Origin of the sequence: Streptomyces sp. A2-16 (genome assembly GCF_018128905.1) — a bacterium.
Lineage (GTDB): Bacteria > Actinomycetota > Actinomycetes > Streptomycetales > Streptomycetaceae > Streptomyces.
Genome location: NZ_CP063808.1, coordinates 9,071,614 through 9,090,157, shown reverse-complemented (window position 1 = coordinate 9,090,157; position 18,544 = coordinate 9,071,614). Strand labels below are relative to the sequence as shown.

Here is an 18,544-nt window from a genome sequence, read left to right as displayed (position 1 = left end):
GGCGCCGGGGTCTTCTCATGCGCGCCTCCGCTTTCGCCCAGCGCACGGCTTCTTGCCCAGCGCACGGCGGACATGCCGAGCTCGCGCTCACTGTCACCAAGAAGGAACCCAGCGGACAAGAAGGAAAGGGGGCCGTGCGCCGCTCAACGCACGGCCCGTCCTGGGGGTGGAGGAGGTCGGAATCGGGGTTTCGGCCTCCGGTGTGAGGGCGGGCTCAGACGCCCGCGTTCTCGGTCTGCTCCTCGGCCGTCCGCACCGCTTCGTCCTAGCCGTGCTCGGCTGTGTGCTTGCGGCCGGGCAGGACGGCGATGACGATCAAGGTTCCGGCGGCCATGATGATGCCGCCGATGAGGCTGGTGTGGGCGATGGCGTGGGCGAAGGACTCGTGCACCGCTCCCAGCAGCGTCTGGGCATGCTCGGCGCCGCCCTGCGGGTTCTTGACGGCTCGACCACCACTTGGAGGGTCAGCTCAGCCGTCGTGACTGCCGCGATCACGGACCTTTGGCCGGAGGTCGAAGTCGACCCGACGCGACGTAGCGAGGCATGTGCCTTCAGCTGGGGCTTCTGCACGGATGAAGGTCCGTGTGAGGTATCTATGCCGGAAGATGAAACGGGCCTCTATTTGGATGCGGCCATGGCGGACTCTGCGCAGTTCGCGTGCTTGCTTCGCCAGTGGATGCCGGACTCCGTCGACTTGGTGTTCTGCGATCAGGGCTACAACTTCGATGTTCGAGTAAGCCCGGGTGCCACCGTGGCGGAGCTCATCGAAGAGGTGGACGATCAGCCCTGATGAGACTCGTGCCGCGGTAGAGAACCTTCGCCTGGTCAGGAGAGATGGCCCTGTCGACTGGTGGGAGAGTGTGGCCATGGAGATTGCCGACCGCACGCTGACGGTGGACGTGATCGCGGCACTGAGGTACTGGCCCGGTGTCATCTGGGGAGGTCAGAAAAACCCTCCGGAGCCGGTGGATCTCACGGTTCTGCCTCCCTTCTTCAACGAGGTGTTGCAGGAACTTCCCTGGTGGAACCGCGACTGGAAGGTCCGCGATGTCGAGCCGGGTCTTCCCCTGGAGATCGAGAGTGATCACCACGGCCACCCTTCAAGGTTCACGGAGGTGTCAGTGCCGGGCACGGTCGGTTCCAGCGGTGGTGAGAGCCTGGCTTTCGTCGCGAAGGTCGGGTTTGCGGGCGACCGGCTGATCCGCTTCCAGGCCAAGATCGGCGACGTGGTTCTCGGTCCTGCCGTTGCCCCTGCTGGGCGACTGGAGCCACATCAGTTCGCAAGAGTGCTCACCGGGTTGATGGACCTGCGCGGGATTCCGGTCAAGGGGATGGCAAGGGAGACCGCACGATCGATGTCCACCATCCACATGCTCCGCAGCGGCAGCCACAACCCGGAACCGCTTCTCGCCCAGGAGATTGCCAAGGTTCTGGGCATGTCCGAAGGGGACATCAGAGTCATCGCTGGACTCGACGACGGCAGCACGCGGTAGCTGACAGGCGAGGCGTCACGATGCGGCGTTGTTGCTGCGTCAAGCGACTCGCTCACTCGAGTCGCCGCCCTGGACCACATCAAAGACAACGGGTGCATCAACGCGGTGAGCCCCGGCACCACGGACACCGTCGAGCTTCGTCGTCGGCCACGACCTCGTCGTCGACGGCGGCGTCACCACCTGATCCGTCTGAACGCCACGCGGCGGTCGTGGCCACCGACGGCCGTACGCCCGAAGAAAGTCGCCCAAGTCGGCCAAGTAGCCCTGGACGCAAGGAGTCGAAGGAAACGTGCGCCGGCGTCAGAACAGCGGAACCCGGGTGAAGTGGCCCGCCGCGTGGAGTTCCTCCTCGATGCGGGTCGCCGTGCGGCGCAGTTCCGGGAGGATCTCCTCGACGCACTCCCGCTCCGTGCGGCCCGCCGCGTGCAGGGCCACGTTCACGGCGGCGACCACCCGTCCCGTACGGTCGCGCAGCGGGACGGCGAGGGTGCGCAGGCCGTCCTCCCAGCCCTCGTCGAGCAGGGCGTAGCCCTGGGTGCGGACGCGGTCCAGGTCGGCCGAGCTCTCCGTGTCCGCGAGCAGCACCCGGCCCAGCGAGGTCGCCGAGGCCGGCAGCCGGGTGCCGACCCGGATGTCCACGCCCATGATCCGCGGGGACACCGCCCGTGCCGTGTACTGGATCTCCGTGCTCGACCCCGAGGACACCAGGACCGCCAGCGCCGTCGACTCCTTCACCCGTGCCGAGAGGTCCGCCAGGTGCGGGGCGGCGATGCGGGGGAGGGTCGTACGGGACAGGGGCGGGAAGCCCAGGGACAGGACCCGGGGGGTGAGGGTGAAGGTGCGGGACTCCGGTTGCTGGCGGACCAGGCCCAGGTGTTCGTAGGTGATCAGGGCCCGGCGGGCGGTGGCCCGTGCCAGCCCGGTCGCCCGCGCCACGTCCGTCAGCGTCAGGGCGGCCCGGCCCGCGCCGAACGCCGTCAGGACCGTCAGGCCCCGCGCGAGGGACTCGATGAAGTCCCTGCCCAGTTCGTGCTTGGACGCGCCGATCCAGGAGGCCAGGTCCGAGGGGGGCGGGCCCGGGTCCGGCTCGGGGGCGGTCGCCAGCTCGTGCTCCATCTCGGCCACCGTCGCCCGCAGCCGCGGCAGCAGCGTGTCGCGCAGGTCGGTGGCCGAGTGCCGGCTGGTGTGGCTCACGACGTTCGCCACGCACGCGATCCGGGCGGTGCGCGGGTCCCGTACCGGGACGGAGACCGCCACCAGGCCCGGCTCGATCAATTGGTCGTCCAGCGCCCAGCCGTTCCGGCCCGCCGCTTCCGCCCGGCGCTCGAACTCCCCGTCCGGGAAAGGCAGTTCCCGGGGAGGTACGGCGGTGAAGGCCAGGTCCTGAGGATCCGCCGCCCGGCGCGCACGCCAGGCCCGCCACTCGGCGTCGGTCCACTCGGAGGCGAACAGGGGCCCCGGCGCGGTGCGTTCGGCGGGGAGCAGGTCGCCGATGCGGAAGCTGAGGGACATGGCGCGGCGGCGGGTGGCCTGGTGGATGAAGCGGATGCCGTCGCGGTCGGCGACCGCCAGGGACACCGACTCGTCCAGCTCGTCGGCGAGGGCGTCGGCCCGTGGGGAGAGCAGGGCGGGCAGACGCAGGGCGGCGAGATAGGCGTTGCCGAGTTCCATGAGGCGGGGGGTCGCCACCGCGTCCCGGCCGTCCAGGCGGACGTATCCCATGCGGGCCAGCGTGGACGTGATGCGGTCGACCGTGGAACGTGCCAGGCCCGTCGCCCGCTCCAGGCCGCTCAGGCTCAGCGTCCCGCCCGCCTCGGTCAGTTCCCGCACCACCGCGACCCCCCGGATCAGCGGTGCGACCGCCTCGTCCGGCACGACGGCGGACAGCGGCGTGGTCGTCTCAGCGGGCATCGGTTCTCCGGTACGGCGATCGCGGCACGCCTGCGGTTCTCCGGTACGGGGATCGCGGCACGCCTACGGTAATCCGTCCGGCGGTGGAGGCACGCCCACGGCGCCCGCCCCCGCTACCTCCGCGTCACCCACACCCGCTGGTTCCCGTCCCCGTCCGGCCCCAGTACCCGCACCCGGATTCCCCGGCCCGGGTCCCGGAACTCCTCTCCGGTCGTGAACGGCGCGTCCGAGAGTTCCGCGTGGACGTTGGGGCTGCGGGTGCAGCCCCCGCTGTTGCGCCGCGCGTCGTACACGCGCACCGGACCCCGGCCGGTGTCCACGTCCGCGTCGACCCGGTAGACGAGGACGCCCGGCCGGCAGACGGTCTCGTCGTTGCCCTCGCGGGTGCGGAGTTCGACCGCGTAGCCGCTGCGGCTGCCGAGGGGCAGGAAGAGGAGTTTGGCGCCGGAGCCCGCCCGGGCCAGCGGGGTCAGCGTGTACTCCGAAGTCCCGGGCTCCGTCACGCAGTTGACCTGCGTCGCGTCCAGCCAGCCCAGCTTCCACTTGTGCCAGCCGAGGAGGTCGTTGTCGGCGCCCCAGTCCTCGCTCATGATGTCCCAGTGGCCGACCGCGCCTCCGCCGTTCTGGGTGTACAGGTCGGGCAGGCCGAAGACATGGCCGTTCTCGTGGGGCAGCACCCGGTAGCCGGTCTTCGGGAACGAGCCGGAGCCGTCGTCCTGGCGGGAGTACACGAAGGAGGCGTTGGCGACGGGGACGCCGTCGGCGACCGGGGCGTCCGGGTTGCCGGCGAAGGTCACCGACAGGACCGTGTCGAGGGCGGAGGGTCCGGCGTTCGGGGTCACCAGGACGTTCAGGAAGTCGTACGACCGGAAGTCCACCCTGGGATCGGCGGCCGTCACGATGTCCTGGACCAGTCGGCGGTAGCCCGGGTCGAAGGGGGCGCCGCGCTCTATGCCGTAGGCCCGGAAGGACTTCGGCATGCGCAGCCAGTCGGTGATCGGGGTCTCGGGGCGGTAGTCGAGGCGGCCGTAGGAACTGGTGCGGAACCAGTCCTGGGTCTGCGGGAAGAACTCGCGGAAGCGGTCGAGTGCGCTGCCGGAGCCGGGCGCGTCGGAGAAGTCGATCATCAGGGTGAGGGCGCGGACCGTGCCGGTGGAGCGGGAGTATCCGTCGGGTGTGGGCAGGCCCTCGGACATCTGGACGGCCGGGCCGCCGCTGATCAGGCAGGCCCCGTGGGTGCCGGAGCGGGCCAGGGAGATCGGGCCGGCGGTCGTGGCCCCGGGGGCGGCGGGTTCGGTGCCGGCCGAGGTGCTGACCGCGAGGGTCAGCGCGGTCACGGAGGCCAGGGCGGCGATGCGGCGCGGTCGTATGCGACGTCTGGTCCACGGCATGCGGGCACCCTCCGGAGCGCGGCAGCCGCTGGTCCGAAGGCTGCACCTTTTCGATCACCCTCTGCCGGGGGAGGGGTGGACGCGCGCTGGAGGAGACCGAACGTGGGTATCCGGAAGCCTGTGACTCAGGTCACAACATATTTTCTCCTCAACCCGAAATAACCGGGGAGCGTCTCCCCGTTTAGACCTGTGTCCGAGCGAAGCGGGGAACGGCTCCCCGGATCGTGAAGTCTCAAGTCTTCGACCAGAGGAGTGCACCGTGACCGCCACGACGACCGCGCAGCGCAAGGCGCCCCGGCCCCGCGCCGACGCCCTGCGCAACCGCGAGCGGATCGTCACCGCCGCCCGGGAGATGTTCACCGAGTTCGGCCCTGACGTGCCGCTCGACGAGATCGCCCGCCGGGCCGGCGTCGGCAATGCCACGGTGTACCGCAACTTCCCCGACCGCGACGCGCTCGTCCGTGAGGTGGTGTGCTCGGTCATGGACCGCACCACCGAGGCGGCCGAGATCGCGCTCACGGAGACCGGGGACGCCTTCGAGGCCCTGGAGCGTTTCGTGCACACCGCCGCCGACGAGCGGCTCAGCGCGCTGTGCCCGATGATCCAGAGCACCTTCGACCAGAACCATCCGGACCTGGAGGCCGCGCGCGTGCGGTGCGAGGAGCTCGTCGTCGAGCTCATGAACCGCGCGAAGGCGGCCGGCCAGCTCCGTACCGACGTGGACTCGGGTGACCTGCTGATCGTGGTCGCCCAGCTCAGCCGGCCGCCGGCGGGCACCGCCTGCTTCCAGATCGACCGGTTCGTCCACCGCCATCTCCAGCTGTTCCTGGACGGACTGCGGGCCCCGGCCCGCTCCATCCTCCCGGGCACGGCCTCGACCCTGGAGGACCTGCGCCAGGCCTGACCTGATCCGGCGCCGATGAGTTCAGAACACCAGACCAGTCCCTAGTACGTCCTCGAAGACCTTTTTCCGAACCGAAGTCCCGAAGTGGGTACCCCCATGTCTGAAACAGCCGCAAAGGCTCCGAGCGCACCGGCACCGTCCGGTGACGCCAACCGCTGGAAAGCGCTCGTCTTCATCGCGCTCGCCCAGCTGATGGTCGTCCTCGACGCCACCATCGTGAACATCGCCCTGCCGTCGGCCCAGACCGACCTCGGCATCTCCGACGGCAACCGGCAGTGGGTCGTCACGGCCTACGCCCTCGCCTTCGGCGGACTCCTGCTCTTCGGCGGCCGCATAGCCGACCTGTGGGGCCGCAAGAACGCCTTCGTCGTCGGCCTGATCGGCTTCGCCGCGGCCTCCGCGCTCGGCGGTGCCGCCACCTCCGGCGCCATGATGTTCGGCGCCCGCGCCCTCCAGGGCGTCTTCGGTGCACTGCTCGCGCCCGCCGCGCTCTCCCTGCTCGCCGTGATGTTCACGGACGCCAAGGAGCGCGCCAAGGCCTTCGGCATCTACGGCGCGATCGCCGGTGGTGGCGGTGCCGTGGGCTTCATCCTCGGCGGTGTGCTGACCGAGTACATGGACTGGCGCTGGACCTTCTTCGTGAACATCCCGTTCGCGATCGTCGCCGCGCTCGGCGCGTACTTCGTCATCCGTGAGCCCGAGGGCGGCCGCAACCGCAACCCGCTCGACATCCCCGGCGTCCTGCTGTCCACCCTGGGCCTGGTCGCGCTGGTCTACGGCTTCACCCGCGCCGAGTCCGACGGCTGGGGCGACTCCGTGACCGTCGCCATGTTCGTCGCGTCGGCCGTGCTGCTGATCGCCTTCGTCGTCACCGAGGCCAGGGTCAAGGCCCCGCTGCTGCCGCTGCGCGTGATCACCGACCGCAACCGCGGCGGTATCTACCTCTCCCTCGGCATCGCGATCATCGCGATGTTCGGCACCTTCCTGTTCCTCACCTACTACCTGCAGATCGTGAAGGGCTTCACGCCGATCAAGACCGGCTTCGCCTTCATGCCGATGATCGTCGGCATGATGGTCGGCTCGACCCAGATCGGCACCCGTCTGATGACCCGGCTGCCGGCCCGCATGCTGATGGGCCCCGGCTTCCTGGTCGCCGCGGTCGGCATGCTGCTGATGACGCAGCTGGAGATCGGCTCGTCGTACGCCTCGATCATCCTGCCCGCGATGCTCCTGCTCGGTCTCGGCATGGGTACGGCGTTCATGCCCGCCATGTCCCTGGCCACCCTGGGCGTCGAGCCCCGTGACGCCGGTGTCGCCTCCGCGATGGTCAACACCTCGCAGCAGGTCGGCGGCGCGATCGGTACGGCCCTGCTGAACACGATCGCCGCCTCGGCCACCACCTCCTACATCGCCGACCACATCGGCTCCGCGACCTCCAAGTCGCAGCAGCAGCTGGTGGCGCTGGAGGGCCAGGTGCACGGCTACACCAACGCGATCTGGTTCGCCGTGGGCATGCTGGTGCTCGCCGCGGTGATCGTGGTGACCCTCGTCAACGCCGGCCGTCCGGACACGACCGCCGTGGCCGGGTCCGCCGAGGGCGCCGAGGACGAGCTGGCGGTGCCGGTCGTCGCCCACTGACGGCGACCGCCCCGCGGTACCCCTTCGAGAACCTCGTACGTACGGGGAGGGGACGCTCCGTACGTACGACCCCAGGAACTGCCCTGGTTGCGCTGAGTGAGCGGCTCAGCGGAGCCAGGGCAGATCCGCGCCGGCCTCGTCCGGCTGAAGTCCCTCGGCGACGATCTGCATGATCTCGCCGAGGGACTTCTGCTGTTCCGGGGTGAGCCGGTCGAAGACGGCGTTGCGCACGGCCCGCACATGGCCCGGCGCGGCGCCCCGCAGCATCTCCCGGCCCTCGTCCGTGAGCACCGCGAACTGGCCCCGCTTGTCGTCCGGGCAGTCCTCCCGGCGCACCCAGCCGTTGCGCTCCAGACGGGCGATCGCGTGCGAGAGCCGGGACCGGGTGATCTTCGACTTCATGGCCAGCTCGGTCATCCGCAGCCGCCGGTGGGGCGCGTCGGCGAGTCCGACGAGCAGCCCGTAGTAGATGTGCGGCATGCCCGCGTCCCGCTGCAGCTGGCGGTCGAGGTGATCCTCGAGCAGGGTCGTGGCGTGCACGTACGAGCGCCAGATGCGCTGCTCTTCGTCGTCGAGCCACTGGGGCTCCCCGTCGGGGACCGATGCCGTGTTCATGTATCCCACTCTACGAGCTCTCTCCTTGAAGCTTAAACAAATGAGGCGTACAGTCAGTGCAAGCAGAAGCTTTAAATTTGAAGCACATTGCCGAAGTGTCCATGAAGTACCCCTGACGCACCGGAGGAACCGCCGCCATGTCCGCCGACACGCTGGAGCGCATGCCCGCCCTCTATCTGAGCCACGGCGCCCCGCCACTCGCGGACGACCCGATCTGGCCCGGCGAGCTCGCCGCCTGGTCCGCTGACCTGCCCCGCCCCAAGGCGATCCTCATGGTCTCCGCCCACTGGGAGGAGGCCCCCCTCGCCCTCGGCGCGGTGCGGACCGTCCCGCTCGTCTACGACTTCTGGGGCTTCCCCGAGCACTACTACAAGGTGACGTACGGCGCCCCCGGCGCCCCCGAACTCGCCGACTCGGTGCGCAAGTTGCTGCGCGCCCCCGGCATCCCCGTGCAGGACATCCCGGACCGCGGGCTGGACCACGGCGCCTACGTCCCCCTCGTCGAGATGTTCCCCGAGGCCGACATCCCGGTCCTCCAGATCTCCATGCCGACCCTCGACCCGGTCCGGCTCATGGAGATCGGCCGCAAGCTCGCCCCGCTGCGCGACGAGGGCGTCCTGATCGTCGGCTCCGGCTTCTTCACCCACAACCTCGCCGCCCTGCGTCACGTCGGCTCCGGAGTGCCCACCTGGTCCTCCGAGTTCGACGACTGGGGCCGGCGGGCACTGGAGGCGCGGGACGTGGACTCCCTGCTCGACTTCCTCCACAAGGCCCCCGCCGGGCGTTACGCCCATCCGCGCACCGAACACTTCGCGCCGCTCTTCGTCACCATGGGCGCGGCGGACGTGAGCGGTGAGCTGGACGCGCAGAAGTCGGTGATCGACGGATTCTGGATGGGAATGGCCAAGCGGTCGGTGCAGTTCGGCTGAGCCTTCCCGCGCAGGCCTACAGGTCCTTCTCGTACCAGGCCACGTCCCAGTAGCGACCGAACTTCCGGCCCACCTCCCGGTAGGTGCCGACGTGCCGGAACCCGAAGCGTTCATGAAGCCGCGTGGACGCTTCGTTCGGCTGGGCGATGCCCGCGTAGGCCCGATGCAGGTCCTCACCGGACAGCGCCTCGAAGAGCGCCTTGTACAGGAGGGTGCCGACACCGCGGCCCCCCGCGTCCGGGGCGAGGTAGACGGTGACCTCCACGGAGGTCGCGTACGCGGGCTTCACGCGAAACGGGCTGGATGTGGCGTACCCGAGGATCCGCTGTGAGGTTCCTGTCGGGTCCGTGTCGCTGGCAACCATCAGACGGTACGGGCCGTCTTCAGGGTGGGAGAGCAGCCAAGGGCGGCGCTCTTCCGGGGTGAAGACAGCGGTGTCGAATGTGATGGGCGTCTCACGAACGTAGTGGTTGTAGATATCGGTGAGCGGTCCGAGGTCGCTGTCGACTCCCGGCCTGACCTGCACCTCTGTACGTTCCGACGACATCACGCCTCCCCATGTGGCCGGACAGGGTACTGCAAGATCAGAAAAATAGCGGCACGCCTTGGGAATTCTGTCCGGTTTCCAGTCGTTGTTTCCATCGGATGCAGGGCACCCGAGGAGAGTCCGGAGAGCAACCGGAGCCGGGACCCAGCGTCCGAAGGACCACCCGCTGACCCAACATCGCAAGGGAGCACGCATGGCAACCCGTGCCGTCGCCCGTCGTAAGTCCGCCACCGGCGGGTCGACCGACGCGGCCCGCAGTGTTCGCGCCAATGGCGGCGAGATCGCCGACCGCGACCTGGTCGGCATGTACCTCGACGAGATCGCGCGTACGCCGCTGCTCGACGCCGCCAAGGAAGTCGAGCTGTCCCAGATCATCGAGGCGGGTGTGTTCGCCCGACAGGTCCTCGACGGGTTCGAGGAGGCCAAGGCGGACGCCACCCGCGAGGAGCTGGAGGCGTTGGTGGAGGAGAGCGAGCGCGCCAAGGACGTGTTCATCCGCTCCAACCTCCGCCTGGTCGTCGCCGTGGCCCGCCGCTACCCCCGCAGCGGACTGCCCCTGCTCGACCTGATCCAGGAGGGCAACGCCGGTCTGGTCCGCGCGGTCGAGAAGTTCGACTACCGCAAGGGCTTCAAGTTCTCGACGTACGCGACCTGGTGGATCCGTCAGGCCATCACCCGCTCCATCGCCGACCAGTCCCGCACCATCCGGCTGCCCGTCCACCTCGTGGAGGAGCTGGGCCGCATCCGCCGTGTGCAGCGCGAGTTCAACCGCGAGCACGGCCGCGACCCGGAGCCCGCGGAGATCGCCGCCGAGCTCGGCTCCAACGCGGAGCGCGTGACGGACGTCCTGGACTGGGCCCGCGACCCGGTCTCGCTGAACATGTCGGTGGACGACGACGGCGACACCCAGTTCGGTGACCTCCTGGAGGACACCTCGGCGGTCTCGCCGGAGCAGTCGGTGCTGACGCTGCTGCGCAGCGAGGAACTGGACGACCTCATCGGCCGCCTCGACCAGCGCACCGCCTCCATCATCAAGATGCGGTACGGCATCGAGGACGGACGCGAGCGCACCCTGACCGAGGTCGGCAAGGAGCACGGACTCACGCGTGAGCGGATCCGGCAGATCGAGAAGCACGCTCTGCTGGAGCTGAAGAAGCTGGCGCGCAGCACCGGGTTCGACGCGGCGGCGTAGGCGGGCATGTGCCCGCGTACGCCGGGTGGCGAAAGACCGCGTAAACATGGCTGTACTAGGCCGCTTCAAACGGCCGGACCCTGGGAACAAGACTTCAGGGTCCAGGTGTTCGGGTCCCGGAGGTCCTGCCTCCGGACCCACCTGAACCAAGTCCCGACGCAATCCCCCCCCGGCGCCGGGACTCTCCCAGAGCCGGATCTCGGCGCCCCTCCCCCCGGGCGCCGGGGTCCGGCTCTTTTTCGTCCCCGGACGTGCAACGGTGGGTCACCCCGTACCTGAACCACGGGGTGACCCACCGAAGGGGAGATTCTGTCACACCGGCGGAGGTGCCTCCGGCGGTCGAACAGGCGGTCCCTGGGCGGGCGCGCGTGCGGCGGGGCGGGTGTTTCGAGCCGTTCCCCGTGCCCCTGAGGGCCTGCGGCGGCGGCACCCGCGGTCGCTCCGCATCCCGAACCCCGCACCCCCTCAGACGACTTGCCCTGACGCCCGCATCAGACGGCCCCCCAACTCCCGCACCGCTGCCACGAGTTCCGGTGGCTCCTCCACCCGGAACTCCACCTCGGTCATCGCCAGGCGCACCGCCATCCACTCCATGGGGTCCCCTACGGCCGCCCGCAACCGGCACCGGCCCTCGCCGAGGGACTCGGGCACCCCCATCCACGCCGGAATCCGGGCCCCCACCACCGACACATCGCCCTCGAAGGTGACGACCAGTTCGTACGTCTCCTGGCGGCGCTGCATCGACTGCCGCAGATACTCCGCCGCACCTCCCGTCGGCAGCTCCCGCGGTGCGAAGCGGGCCCCCGTGGCGAAGGGGTCGTTCACCCGGTCGACCCGGAAGGTCCGCCAGTCGCCGCGGTCGAGGTCGTAGGCGATGAGGTACCAGCGCCGGCCGGTGGAGACCAGGCGGTGCGGCTCCACCACCCGCCGGGACTCGGCGCCGTCCTTCGCGCGGTAGGCGAAGCGGAGCCGTTCGTGCCCTGCGACCGTGGACGCCATCACCGTCAGGGTCTCGGTCGGGATGGTCGCCCCGTCCCCACTGGTCAGGGCGGTCGTCGCGGCCTGGAAGGTGGAAACGCGGTGCCGCAGGCGGGACGGCAGGACCTGTTCCAGTTTCGCCAGGGCCCGCACCGAGGCCTCGTCCATCCCCTCGACCGCGTGCCCCGCCCCCGCCCGCAGCCCGACCGCGATGGCCACCGCCTCCTCGTCGTCGAGGACGAGCGGAGGCAGGGCCTTGCCCGCGACGAGCCGGTAGCCGCCGTCGGAACCCTTGGTCGCCTGGACGGGGTAGCCCAGTTCGCGGAGGCGGTCGATGTCCCGCCGGACCGTGCGCCGGGAGACCTGGAGGCGGTCGGCGAGCTCGCCGCCGGGCCATTCGCGGGGCGTCTGGAGGAGGGAGAGGAGCGTCAGGAGCCGTGCCGGGGTGTCCGTCGTCATGAGTTCGAGAATGCCGCAGAAGTAGGACACGATCTGACCTAATGGGCTCATAGGTTGATGACATGACCTCCACCGAGACCTCTCTTTCGGACAGCTCCGACGTACAGCCGGCCGCGGGCGACCGGCGTCGCTGGTTCGCTCTCGCCATCGTGATGACCGCGGCCTTCATGGACCTGGTCGACGTCACCATCGTCAACATCGCCATCCCGTCCATCCGGCAGGACGCCGGCGCCTCCGTCAGCCAGATCCAGTGGATCACCGCCGGTTACGCCCTCGCCTTCGCGGCCGGACTGATCACCGGAGGGCGGCTCGGGGACATCCACGGGCGCAAGCGGCTGTTCCTCGTCGGCATCGGCGGGTTCACGCTCGCGTCGGCACTGTGCGGCTTCGCCGCCAACCCGGAGATGCTGGTCGCGGCCCGGATCCTGCAGGGCGCCATGGCGGCGATGATGGTGCCGCAGGTCCTGTCGATCGTGCACGCGACCTTCCCCGCGCACGAGCGGGGCAAGGTGTTCGGGCTGTTCGGCGCAGTCGTCGGACTGGGTGCCGTGTCCGGTCCGCTGCTCGGGGCCCTGCTGACCGAGTGGAACCTCTTCGGGCTCGAGTGGCGGCCGATCTTCCTCATCAACCTGCCGGTCGGGATCATGGGGCTCGTGCTCGGCAGCCGTTTCATCACCGAGTCCAAGGCCCCGCGAGCCCTGAAGCTGGACCTGGTGGGCGTCGGCATGGTCGTCCTCGGACTGCTGATGCTGCTCTACCCGCTGACCCGCGGCGAGGAGCTGGACTGGCCGCTGTGGGGGTACGTGTCGATGGCCGGCGCGCCCCTCGTGTTCGCGGCGCTGGTGGCGTACGAGAGGCGCAAGGCCGCGCGGGACGGCTCGCCGCTGGTCGAGCTGTCGCTGTTCAGGGTGAAGAGCTTCGCGGCCGGGATCGCGGTGCAGACCGTGTTCGGTGTCGGCCTCGGCATCTTCTTCCTGGTGTGGACGCTGTACATGCAGACCGGCCTCGGCTGGAGCCCGCTGCGGGCGGGGCTGACCGGGGTGCCGTTCTCGATCGCCGTCTCCACCGCCGCCGGTCTCTCCGTGCAGCAGCTCGTGCCCCGCTTCGGGCGCAAGGTCCTCCAGGCCGGCGCGCTGCTGATGGCGCTGGGCGTGCTGCTCTACCTCTGGGAGGCCGGGCGGTACGGCATGTCGATCAGCTCGTGGCAGATGGCGCTGCCGCTGGTCGTGATGGGCGTGGGCATGGGCCTGATCGTCGCGCCGCTCACCGACGCGGTGCTGTCGGAGGTGCCGAAGGAGCACGCCGGGTCGGCGTCCGGACTCATCAACACCGTGCAGCAGATGGGCAACGCGCTGGGGCTCGGGCTGGTGTCGGTCGTCTTCTTCGGCGTCATCGGCGACAACCTGCGGCCGGAGCAGCTCGGCCCGGCCTTCGTGGACGCCTTCCAGCACGCGCTCGGGTGGGTCGCGGCCGTGATGGGGGTCATCTTCCTGCTGATGTTCGCGCTGCCGAAGCGGCCCGCGCAGCATGTGGAGGGAGCCGCCGAGCTTCCCGCGGTGGAGGAGAAGGAGCCCGAGCTGGTCTCCTGAACAGTGAGGTGAGGGGCCCGGTACCTGCTGAGGTACCGGGCCTTCTTGTCGTACTCGGACACAAGCGGAAGTCCGTTCATGCCCGGATCACGCCCGAACCTGTTTACTTTCCCGAAATCCCGGCGTAGCCTCCGACCTGAAACCACACGTTCGGGCATCAGTCGGAGGCGAGCGGACATGTACGCACCGGAGCGGCAGCAGGAGATCCTCCGGCTCGCCCGTGACGGCGGGCGGGTGGACGTCGTCTCCCTGGCCGAGGAGTTCCAGGTCACCGCCGAGACCATCCGGCGCGACCTGAAGGCCCTCGACCGCGCGGGGCTGCTGCGCCGGGTGCACGGCGGGGCGATCCCGGCCGGGCGCCTCGACTTCGAGCCGGACCTCGCCGAGCGCGAGACGACCGCGGCCGACGAGAAGGACCACATCGCCAAGGCGGCCCTCGCCGAACTGCCGACCGAGGGCACCCTGATCCTCGACGCCGGCACGACCGTGGCCCGTCTCGCCGCCGCCGTCCCGCTGGAGGCCTCGCTCACCGTCGTCACCCACAGCCTGCCCATCGCGGCCCGCCTCGCGGACCACCCCGGCATCCAGCTCCACCTCGTCGGAGGGCGCGTACGGCACCGTACGCGCGCCGCCGTCGACGCCTGGGCGCTGCGGGCGTACGGCGAGATCCGGGCCGACGTCCTCTTCGTCGCGGCCAACGGCTTCTCCGCCGACCACGGCCTCACCACCCCCGACCTCGCCGAGGCCGCGGTCAAGCGCGCGGCGATCGCCGCCGCCCGCCGCGTGGTGCTGCTCGCCGACTCCGCCAAGCACGGCCAGGAGCACTTCGCCCGCTTCGGTGACCTGAGCGATGTGGACCTGCTGATCACCGACAGCGGGCTGAGCCCCGAAGACGCCGTCGCCATCGAGCGTGGCGGCACGGAAGTAGTGCGCGCATGATCCTCACCGTCACCCCGAACCCGTCCCTGGACCGTACGTACGAGGTCCCGGCCCTGGAGCGCGGCGAGGTCATCCGCGCCACCGGGGAACGCATGGACCCCGGCGGCAAGGGCGTCAACGTCTCACGCGCGGTGGCGGCCGCCGGGCAGCGCACGGTCGCGGTCCTGCCCCTGGGAGGTGCGCCGGGGGCGCTCGTCGCCGATCTGCTCGACGCGCAGGGCATCGAGGTCGCGCCGGTGCCGGTCGCCGGAGCGACCCGGTCGAACATCGCGCTCGCCGAGGCGGACGGGGTGCTCACGAAGATCAACGCGCCGGGTCCCGAACTGTCGGCCGCCGAGCAGGAGTCGCTGCTGGAGACGGTCCGCACGCAGTCGCACGACGCCTCGTGGATCGCGTGCTGCGGAAGCCTGCCCAGGGGGCTCGCGCCGTCCTGGTACGCCGAGGTGGTCGCGCGGGCGCACGCCGGTGGTGCCCGGATCGCGCTGGACACCTCGGGGCGCGCGCTCCTGGAGGCACTGCGTGAACGGCCCGACGTGGTGAAGCCGAACGCGGAGGAGCTCGCGGAGGCCGTCGGGCGCCCCCTGTCCACGGTGGGCGACGCCGTGAAGGCGGCCGAGGAACTGCGGGAGATGGGCGCACGGGCCGTACTCGCGAGCCTGGGCGCCGACGGGCAGCTGCTGGTGGACGGCTCGGGCACCTGGTTCGGCAGTGCGCGCGTAGAGGCCGTACGCAGCAATGTCGGCGCCGGCGACTCGTCACTGGCCGGCTTCCTGATCGCCGGCGGCAACGGCCCCGAGGCCCTCGCCTCCGCGGTCGCACACGGCGCCGCGGCCGTCCAACTGCCCGGCAGCGTCATGCCGACCCCGGCCGACCTGAACCCGACCGCGGTGACGGTCACGTCCGAGGTACCGGTGGACCGCGTACTGACGGAGCCGGTGTCATGACGGCTACTGGAGGGGCCGGTGCGATGGCGGTCTCGGAAGGGGTCGGTGCGGTGGCGGGTTCTGAGCGAGCCGGTGTCGTGGTGGCCTCGGAAGGGGCCGGTGCGATGGCGGATGCCGCGGGAGCCGGTGTCGTGACGGCGTCCGAGGGAGTCCGTGCCGTAGTGGCCTCGGAAGGGGTCGGTGCGGTGGCGGGTGCTGCGGGAGCCGGTGTTGTGCCGGCGTCCGAGGCTCGTGCCGCGGCGGTCTTGGAAGGGGCCGGTGTCATGACGGCGTTCGAAGGAGCCCGAGCCGCGGTGGCCTCGGAAGGGGTCGGTGCGGTGGCTGATTCTGCGGGAGTCCGTGCCGTGGTGGCCTCGGAAGTGGCCGGTGTCGTGGCGGAGTCCCTGTTGTGCCGGACGGCGTCGATGCGGCGGCGAGGCTCCCTGTTACTCGCCGCGGCCCATGGGTGGCGGGGCCACCTGAGCCGCCCTGCCGCCCGGTGGGGGCGGAGCTTCCCCGGTCCCGCCCCCACCACCCCCGAAATCCCACACCGCTGCACCCCCGTCCCCACCCTCGCCCACCCCATTCCCCGGGCGATACGCGTGCGAAGGAGCCCGCGATGAGCGACATGATCACCGCGGACCTGGTCGACCTCGACCTGTCCGCCGATACCAAGGAAGCGGCGGCGCGTGCCCTCGCCGAGCGCATGGTCGCCCTGGGCCGGGTGACCGACCTGGAGGGCTTCCTCGCCGACGTGGCCGCCCGCGAGGCACAGATGCCGACCGGCCTCGACGGCGGCATCGGCATCCCGCACTGCCGCAGCGAACACGTCACCGAGCCGACCCTCGCCTTCGGACGCAGCGCAGCCGGCATCGACTTCGGCGCGCCGGACGGACCCGCCGACCTGATCTTCCTGATCGCCGCACCGGCCGGCGCGGACGACGCCCACCTCACGATCCTGTCCTCCCTGGCCCGGCAGCTGATGAACACCGAGTTCACCGACGCGCTGCGGTCGGCCGGGGACGCGGCGGGCGCCGCGGCGCTGATCCGCGGCGACGAGGCACCGGCGGCCGCAGAGGCCACCGCGGGTGCCACCGAGGACTCCGTTGCGGCATCGGCGGCGGCCTCCGCCGATGCCGCAACGGCCGGCTCCACTCCCGACGCTCCCGAAGCCCCCTTCCGGATCGTCGCCGTCACCTCCTGCCCGACCGGCATCGCCCACACCTACATGGCGGCCGAGTCCCTGGAGAACGCGGGCCGCGAGGCGGGCGTCGAACTCGTCGTGGAGACACAGGGCTCGGCCGGCTTCGAACGGCTCGACCCGGCGGTCATCGCGGCCGCGGACGGCGTGATCTTCGCGCACGACGTCCCCGTACGCGACAAGGACCGCTTCGCCGGCAAGCCCACCGTCGACGTCGGCGTGAAAGCGGGCATCAACCGGCCCGCCGAACTCATCACCGAAGTGCGCGGGAAGGCCGCGCGCGGCGAGGTGACGGCGGGCGCCGCCGGAGGCGGTACGCCGGTCGAGCGGGCCGGCGAGCCCGGCGACGGCTACGGCACCAAGCTCCGCAAGTGGCTGATGACCGGCGTGAGTTACATGGTCCCGTTCGTCGCCGCGGGCGGTCTGCTGCTCGCCCTCGGGTTCGCCATCGGCGGCTGGCAGATCGCGAGCGCGCCCTCGGTCATGAAGCACTTCTCCTGGACCGAGATCGACAGCTGGGGCGCCCTGCTGTTCCAGATCGGCCAGGTCGCCTTCGGCTTCCTCATCCCGGTCCTCGCCGGCTACATCGCGTACGGCATGGCGGACCGCCCCGGTCTCGTCCCCGGATTCGTCGGCGGAATGATCGCCTCCAACATTGCCGCGGGCTTCCTCGGCGGCCTGGTCGCCGGTCTGCTGGCGGGTGGTGTGGTCCTCTCGATCCAGCGGATCAAGATCCCGCCGGTGCTGCGCGGCATCATGCCGGTGGTGGTGATCCCACTCATCTCCTCGCTGATCGTCGGATTCCTGATGTTCGTCGTGATCGGCAAGCCCATCGCCGAGGCCCAGAAGGGCATGACGGACTGGCTCAACGGCCTCTCCGGCACCAACGCCATCCTGCTCGGCGTCCTCCTCGGCCTGATGATGTGCTTCGACCTCGGCGGCCCCGTCAACAAGGTCGCCTACGCCTTCGCCACCGCGGGCATCGCCGTCCAGGACCCCAGCGACTCCGCGATGAAGGTCATGGCCGCCGTGATGGCCGCGGGCATGGTCCCGCCGCTCGGCATGGCGCTCGCGACCACCGTCCGCAAGAAGCTCTTCACCCAGACCGAGCGCGAGAACGGCAAGGCCGCCTGGGTCCTCGGCGCGTCCTTCATCTCCGAGGGCGCGATTCCGTTCGCGGCGGCCGACCCGCTGCGTGTCATCCCGGCCTCCATGGCGGGCGGCGCGGTCACCGGCGCCCTGTCGATGGCCTTCGGCGCCACCCTGCGTGCCCCGCACGGCGGCATCTTCGTGGTCCCGCTGATCGGCAGCCCGTTCCTCTACCTGATCGCCATCGCGGCGGGCGTCTGCGTCACGACCGCACTGGTGATCGTCCTGAAGAGCATGCGCAAGCCGGCGCAGGGCACCACGGCCGCCGCGGCGACGGACGCCGCCGTCCCGGAGGCAGAGCGGAAGCAGCCGGTCGCCGCATGATCCCTGCCCCTTTGGGGCGGCCGTGAGGTGTTCACGGCACCTGCGAGATACGTCACGGTCCGGGGCCAAAGTCCCGGACCGTGGTGTCTACTGGACCGCATGCCTGAGCACGTCTCCGTCTACCAGTTGCTTGGTGTGACCCTGCTCGTCCTGGTGGTTGCCGCCTGGACAGCGGGACTGGCCTACATGTTGCGCCACGGCCGCCACGAGGCCGTCACATGGCGCGTCGACCACGGCCTGCCCGCCTTCCCCCGCCAGCGCCTGGCCGCCCCCGGCCATGAGTGCGTCCAGCTGACACCGGCGGAGGAGGACGCGTTCGCGGGTCTGGTACGACAGCTCAGCGGCGGCCGCTGAGCCGGACC

16 protein-coding genes and 1 pseudogene are annotated in these 18,544 nt (G+C 70.6%); 11 read left to right on the top strand and 6 right to left on the bottom strand.

What is annotated here, in order from left to right:
- Positions 1–265: 265 nt before the first annotated feature.
- Positions 266–439 (bottom strand): annotated as a pseudogene (locus IOD14_RS40720) (MFS transporter); the annotation flags it as partial.
- Between IOD14_RS40720 and IOD14_RS40715 the strand changes: the two are divergent.
- Positions 386–790: a hypothetical protein gene (locus IOD14_RS40715; protein ID WP_212672892.1), complete on the top strand. Its 405-nt coding sequence runs from the start codon at positions 386–388 to the stop codon at positions 788–790. The pseudogene IOD14_RS40720 and the gene IOD14_RS40715 sit on opposite strands and share 54 nt — an antisense overlap.
- Positions 791–866: 76 nt before the next feature.
- Positions 867–1,493 (top strand): XRE family transcriptional regulator, encoded by a 627-nt coding sequence (locus IOD14_RS40710; RefSeq protein WP_212672891.1) that lies wholly within the window; start codon positions 867–869, stop codon positions 1,491–1,493.
- A gap of 300 nt (positions 1,494–1,793) precedes the next feature.
- Here the strand turns inward: IOD14_RS40710 and IOD14_RS40705 are convergent, their stop codons facing one another.
- Together IOD14_RS40705 and IOD14_RS40700 are read right to left on the bottom strand one after the other, a co-directional pair.
- Positions 1,794–3,404, bottom strand: coding sequence for an IclR family transcriptional regulator C-terminal domain-containing protein (locus tag IOD14_RS40705; RefSeq protein ID WP_123989888.1), 1,611 nt, complete (start codon positions 3,402–3,404; stop codon positions 1,794–1,796).
- A 113-nt stretch (positions 3,405–3,517) separates the two neighbouring features.
- Complete coding sequence (locus tag IOD14_RS40700; protein ID WP_212672890.1) at positions 3,518–4,795, bottom strand: M6 family metalloprotease domain-containing protein; 1,278 nt, start codon at positions 4,793–4,795, stop codon at positions 3,518–3,520.
- Positions 4,796–5,054: 259 nt separating this feature from the next.
- On the opposite strand from IOD14_RS40700, the gene IOD14_RS40695 reads away from it, so the two are divergent.
- Positions 5,055–5,699 (top strand): TetR/AcrR family transcriptional regulator, encoded by a 645-nt coding sequence (locus IOD14_RS40695; RefSeq protein ID WP_123989886.1) that lies wholly within the window; start codon positions 5,055–5,057, stop codon positions 5,697–5,699.
- 96 nt (positions 5,700–5,795) lie between these two features.
- Positions 5,796–7,337, top strand: a complete 1,542-nt coding sequence (locus IOD14_RS40690; protein WP_123989885.1) for an MFS transporter — start codon at positions 5,796–5,798, stop codon at positions 7,335–7,337.
- 105 nt (positions 7,338–7,442) lie between these two features.
- Here the strand turns inward: IOD14_RS40690 and IOD14_RS40685 are convergent, their stop codons facing one another.
- Positions 7,443–7,952 (bottom strand): MarR family transcriptional regulator, encoded by a 510-nt coding sequence (locus IOD14_RS40685; RefSeq protein ID WP_123989884.1) that lies wholly within the window; start codon positions 7,950–7,952, stop codon positions 7,443–7,445.
- A 137-nt stretch (positions 7,953–8,089) separates the two neighbouring features.
- Between IOD14_RS40685 and IOD14_RS40680 the strand changes: the two genes are divergently transcribed.
- Positions 8,090–8,881, top strand: a complete 792-nt coding sequence (locus IOD14_RS40680; protein WP_123989883.1) for a class III extradiol ring-cleavage dioxygenase — start codon at positions 8,090–8,092, stop codon at positions 8,879–8,881.
- Positions 8,882–8,897: 16 nt separating this feature from the next.
- On the opposite strand, the gene IOD14_RS40675 is transcribed toward IOD14_RS40680, so the two are convergent.
- Positions 8,898–9,428: a GNAT family N-acetyltransferase gene (locus IOD14_RS40675; protein ID WP_123989882.1), complete on the bottom strand. Its 531-nt coding sequence runs from the start codon at positions 9,426–9,428 to the stop codon at positions 8,898–8,900.
- A 193-nt stretch (positions 9,429–9,621) separates the two neighbouring features.
- Here IOD14_RS40675 and IOD14_RS40670 point away from each other — a divergent pair, with 193 nt between their 5' ends.
- Positions 9,622–10,620: a sigma-70 family RNA polymerase sigma factor gene (locus tag IOD14_RS40670; RefSeq protein WP_123989881.1), complete on the top strand. Its 999-nt coding sequence runs from the start codon at positions 9,622–9,624 to the stop codon at positions 10,618–10,620.
- A 465-nt stretch (positions 10,621–11,085) separates the two neighbouring features.
- On the opposite strand, the gene IOD14_RS40665 is transcribed toward IOD14_RS40670, so the two are convergent.
- Complete coding sequence (locus tag IOD14_RS40665) at positions 11,086–12,057, bottom strand: YafY family protein (RefSeq protein ID WP_123992697.1); 972 nt, start codon at positions 12,055–12,057, stop codon at positions 11,086–11,088.
- Positions 12,058–12,119: 62 nt separating this feature from the next.
- Here IOD14_RS40665 and IOD14_RS40660 point away from each other — a divergent pair, with 62 nt between their 5' ends.
- From IOD14_RS40660 to IOD14_RS40640, 5 genes are all read left to right on the top strand, one after another.
- Positions 12,120–13,646: an MFS transporter gene (locus IOD14_RS40660; RefSeq protein ID WP_123989880.1), complete on the top strand. Its 1,527-nt coding sequence runs from the start codon at positions 12,120–12,122 to the stop codon at positions 13,644–13,646.
- Positions 13,647–13,823: 177 nt separating this feature from the next.
- The gene (locus IOD14_RS40655; protein ID WP_123989879.1) at positions 13,824–14,585 is read left to right on the top strand and encodes a DeoR/GlpR family DNA-binding transcription regulator; all 762 of its coding nucleotides are present in this window, start codon (positions 13,824–13,826) and stop codon (positions 14,583–14,585) included.
- Positions 14,582–15,529, top strand: a complete 948-nt coding sequence (pfkB, locus tag IOD14_RS40650) for a 1-phosphofructokinase (RefSeq protein ID WP_123989878.1) — start codon at positions 14,582–14,584, stop codon at positions 15,527–15,529. The genes IOD14_RS40655 and pfkB overlap by 4 nt, the downstream gene beginning before the upstream one ends.
- Positions 15,530–16,127: 598 nt before the next feature.
- A complete protein-coding gene (locus IOD14_RS40645; RefSeq protein WP_212672889.1) occupies positions 16,128–18,182 on the top strand; it encodes a fructose-specific PTS transporter subunit EIIC in 2,055 nt (684 codons plus the stop codon).
- Positions 18,183–18,281: 99 nt separating this feature from the next.
- Positions 18,282–18,536: a hypothetical protein gene (locus IOD14_RS40640; protein ID WP_123989876.1), complete on the top strand. Its 255-nt coding sequence runs from the start codon at positions 18,282–18,284 to the stop codon at positions 18,534–18,536.
- Positions 18,537–18,544 lie beyond the last annotated feature (8 nt).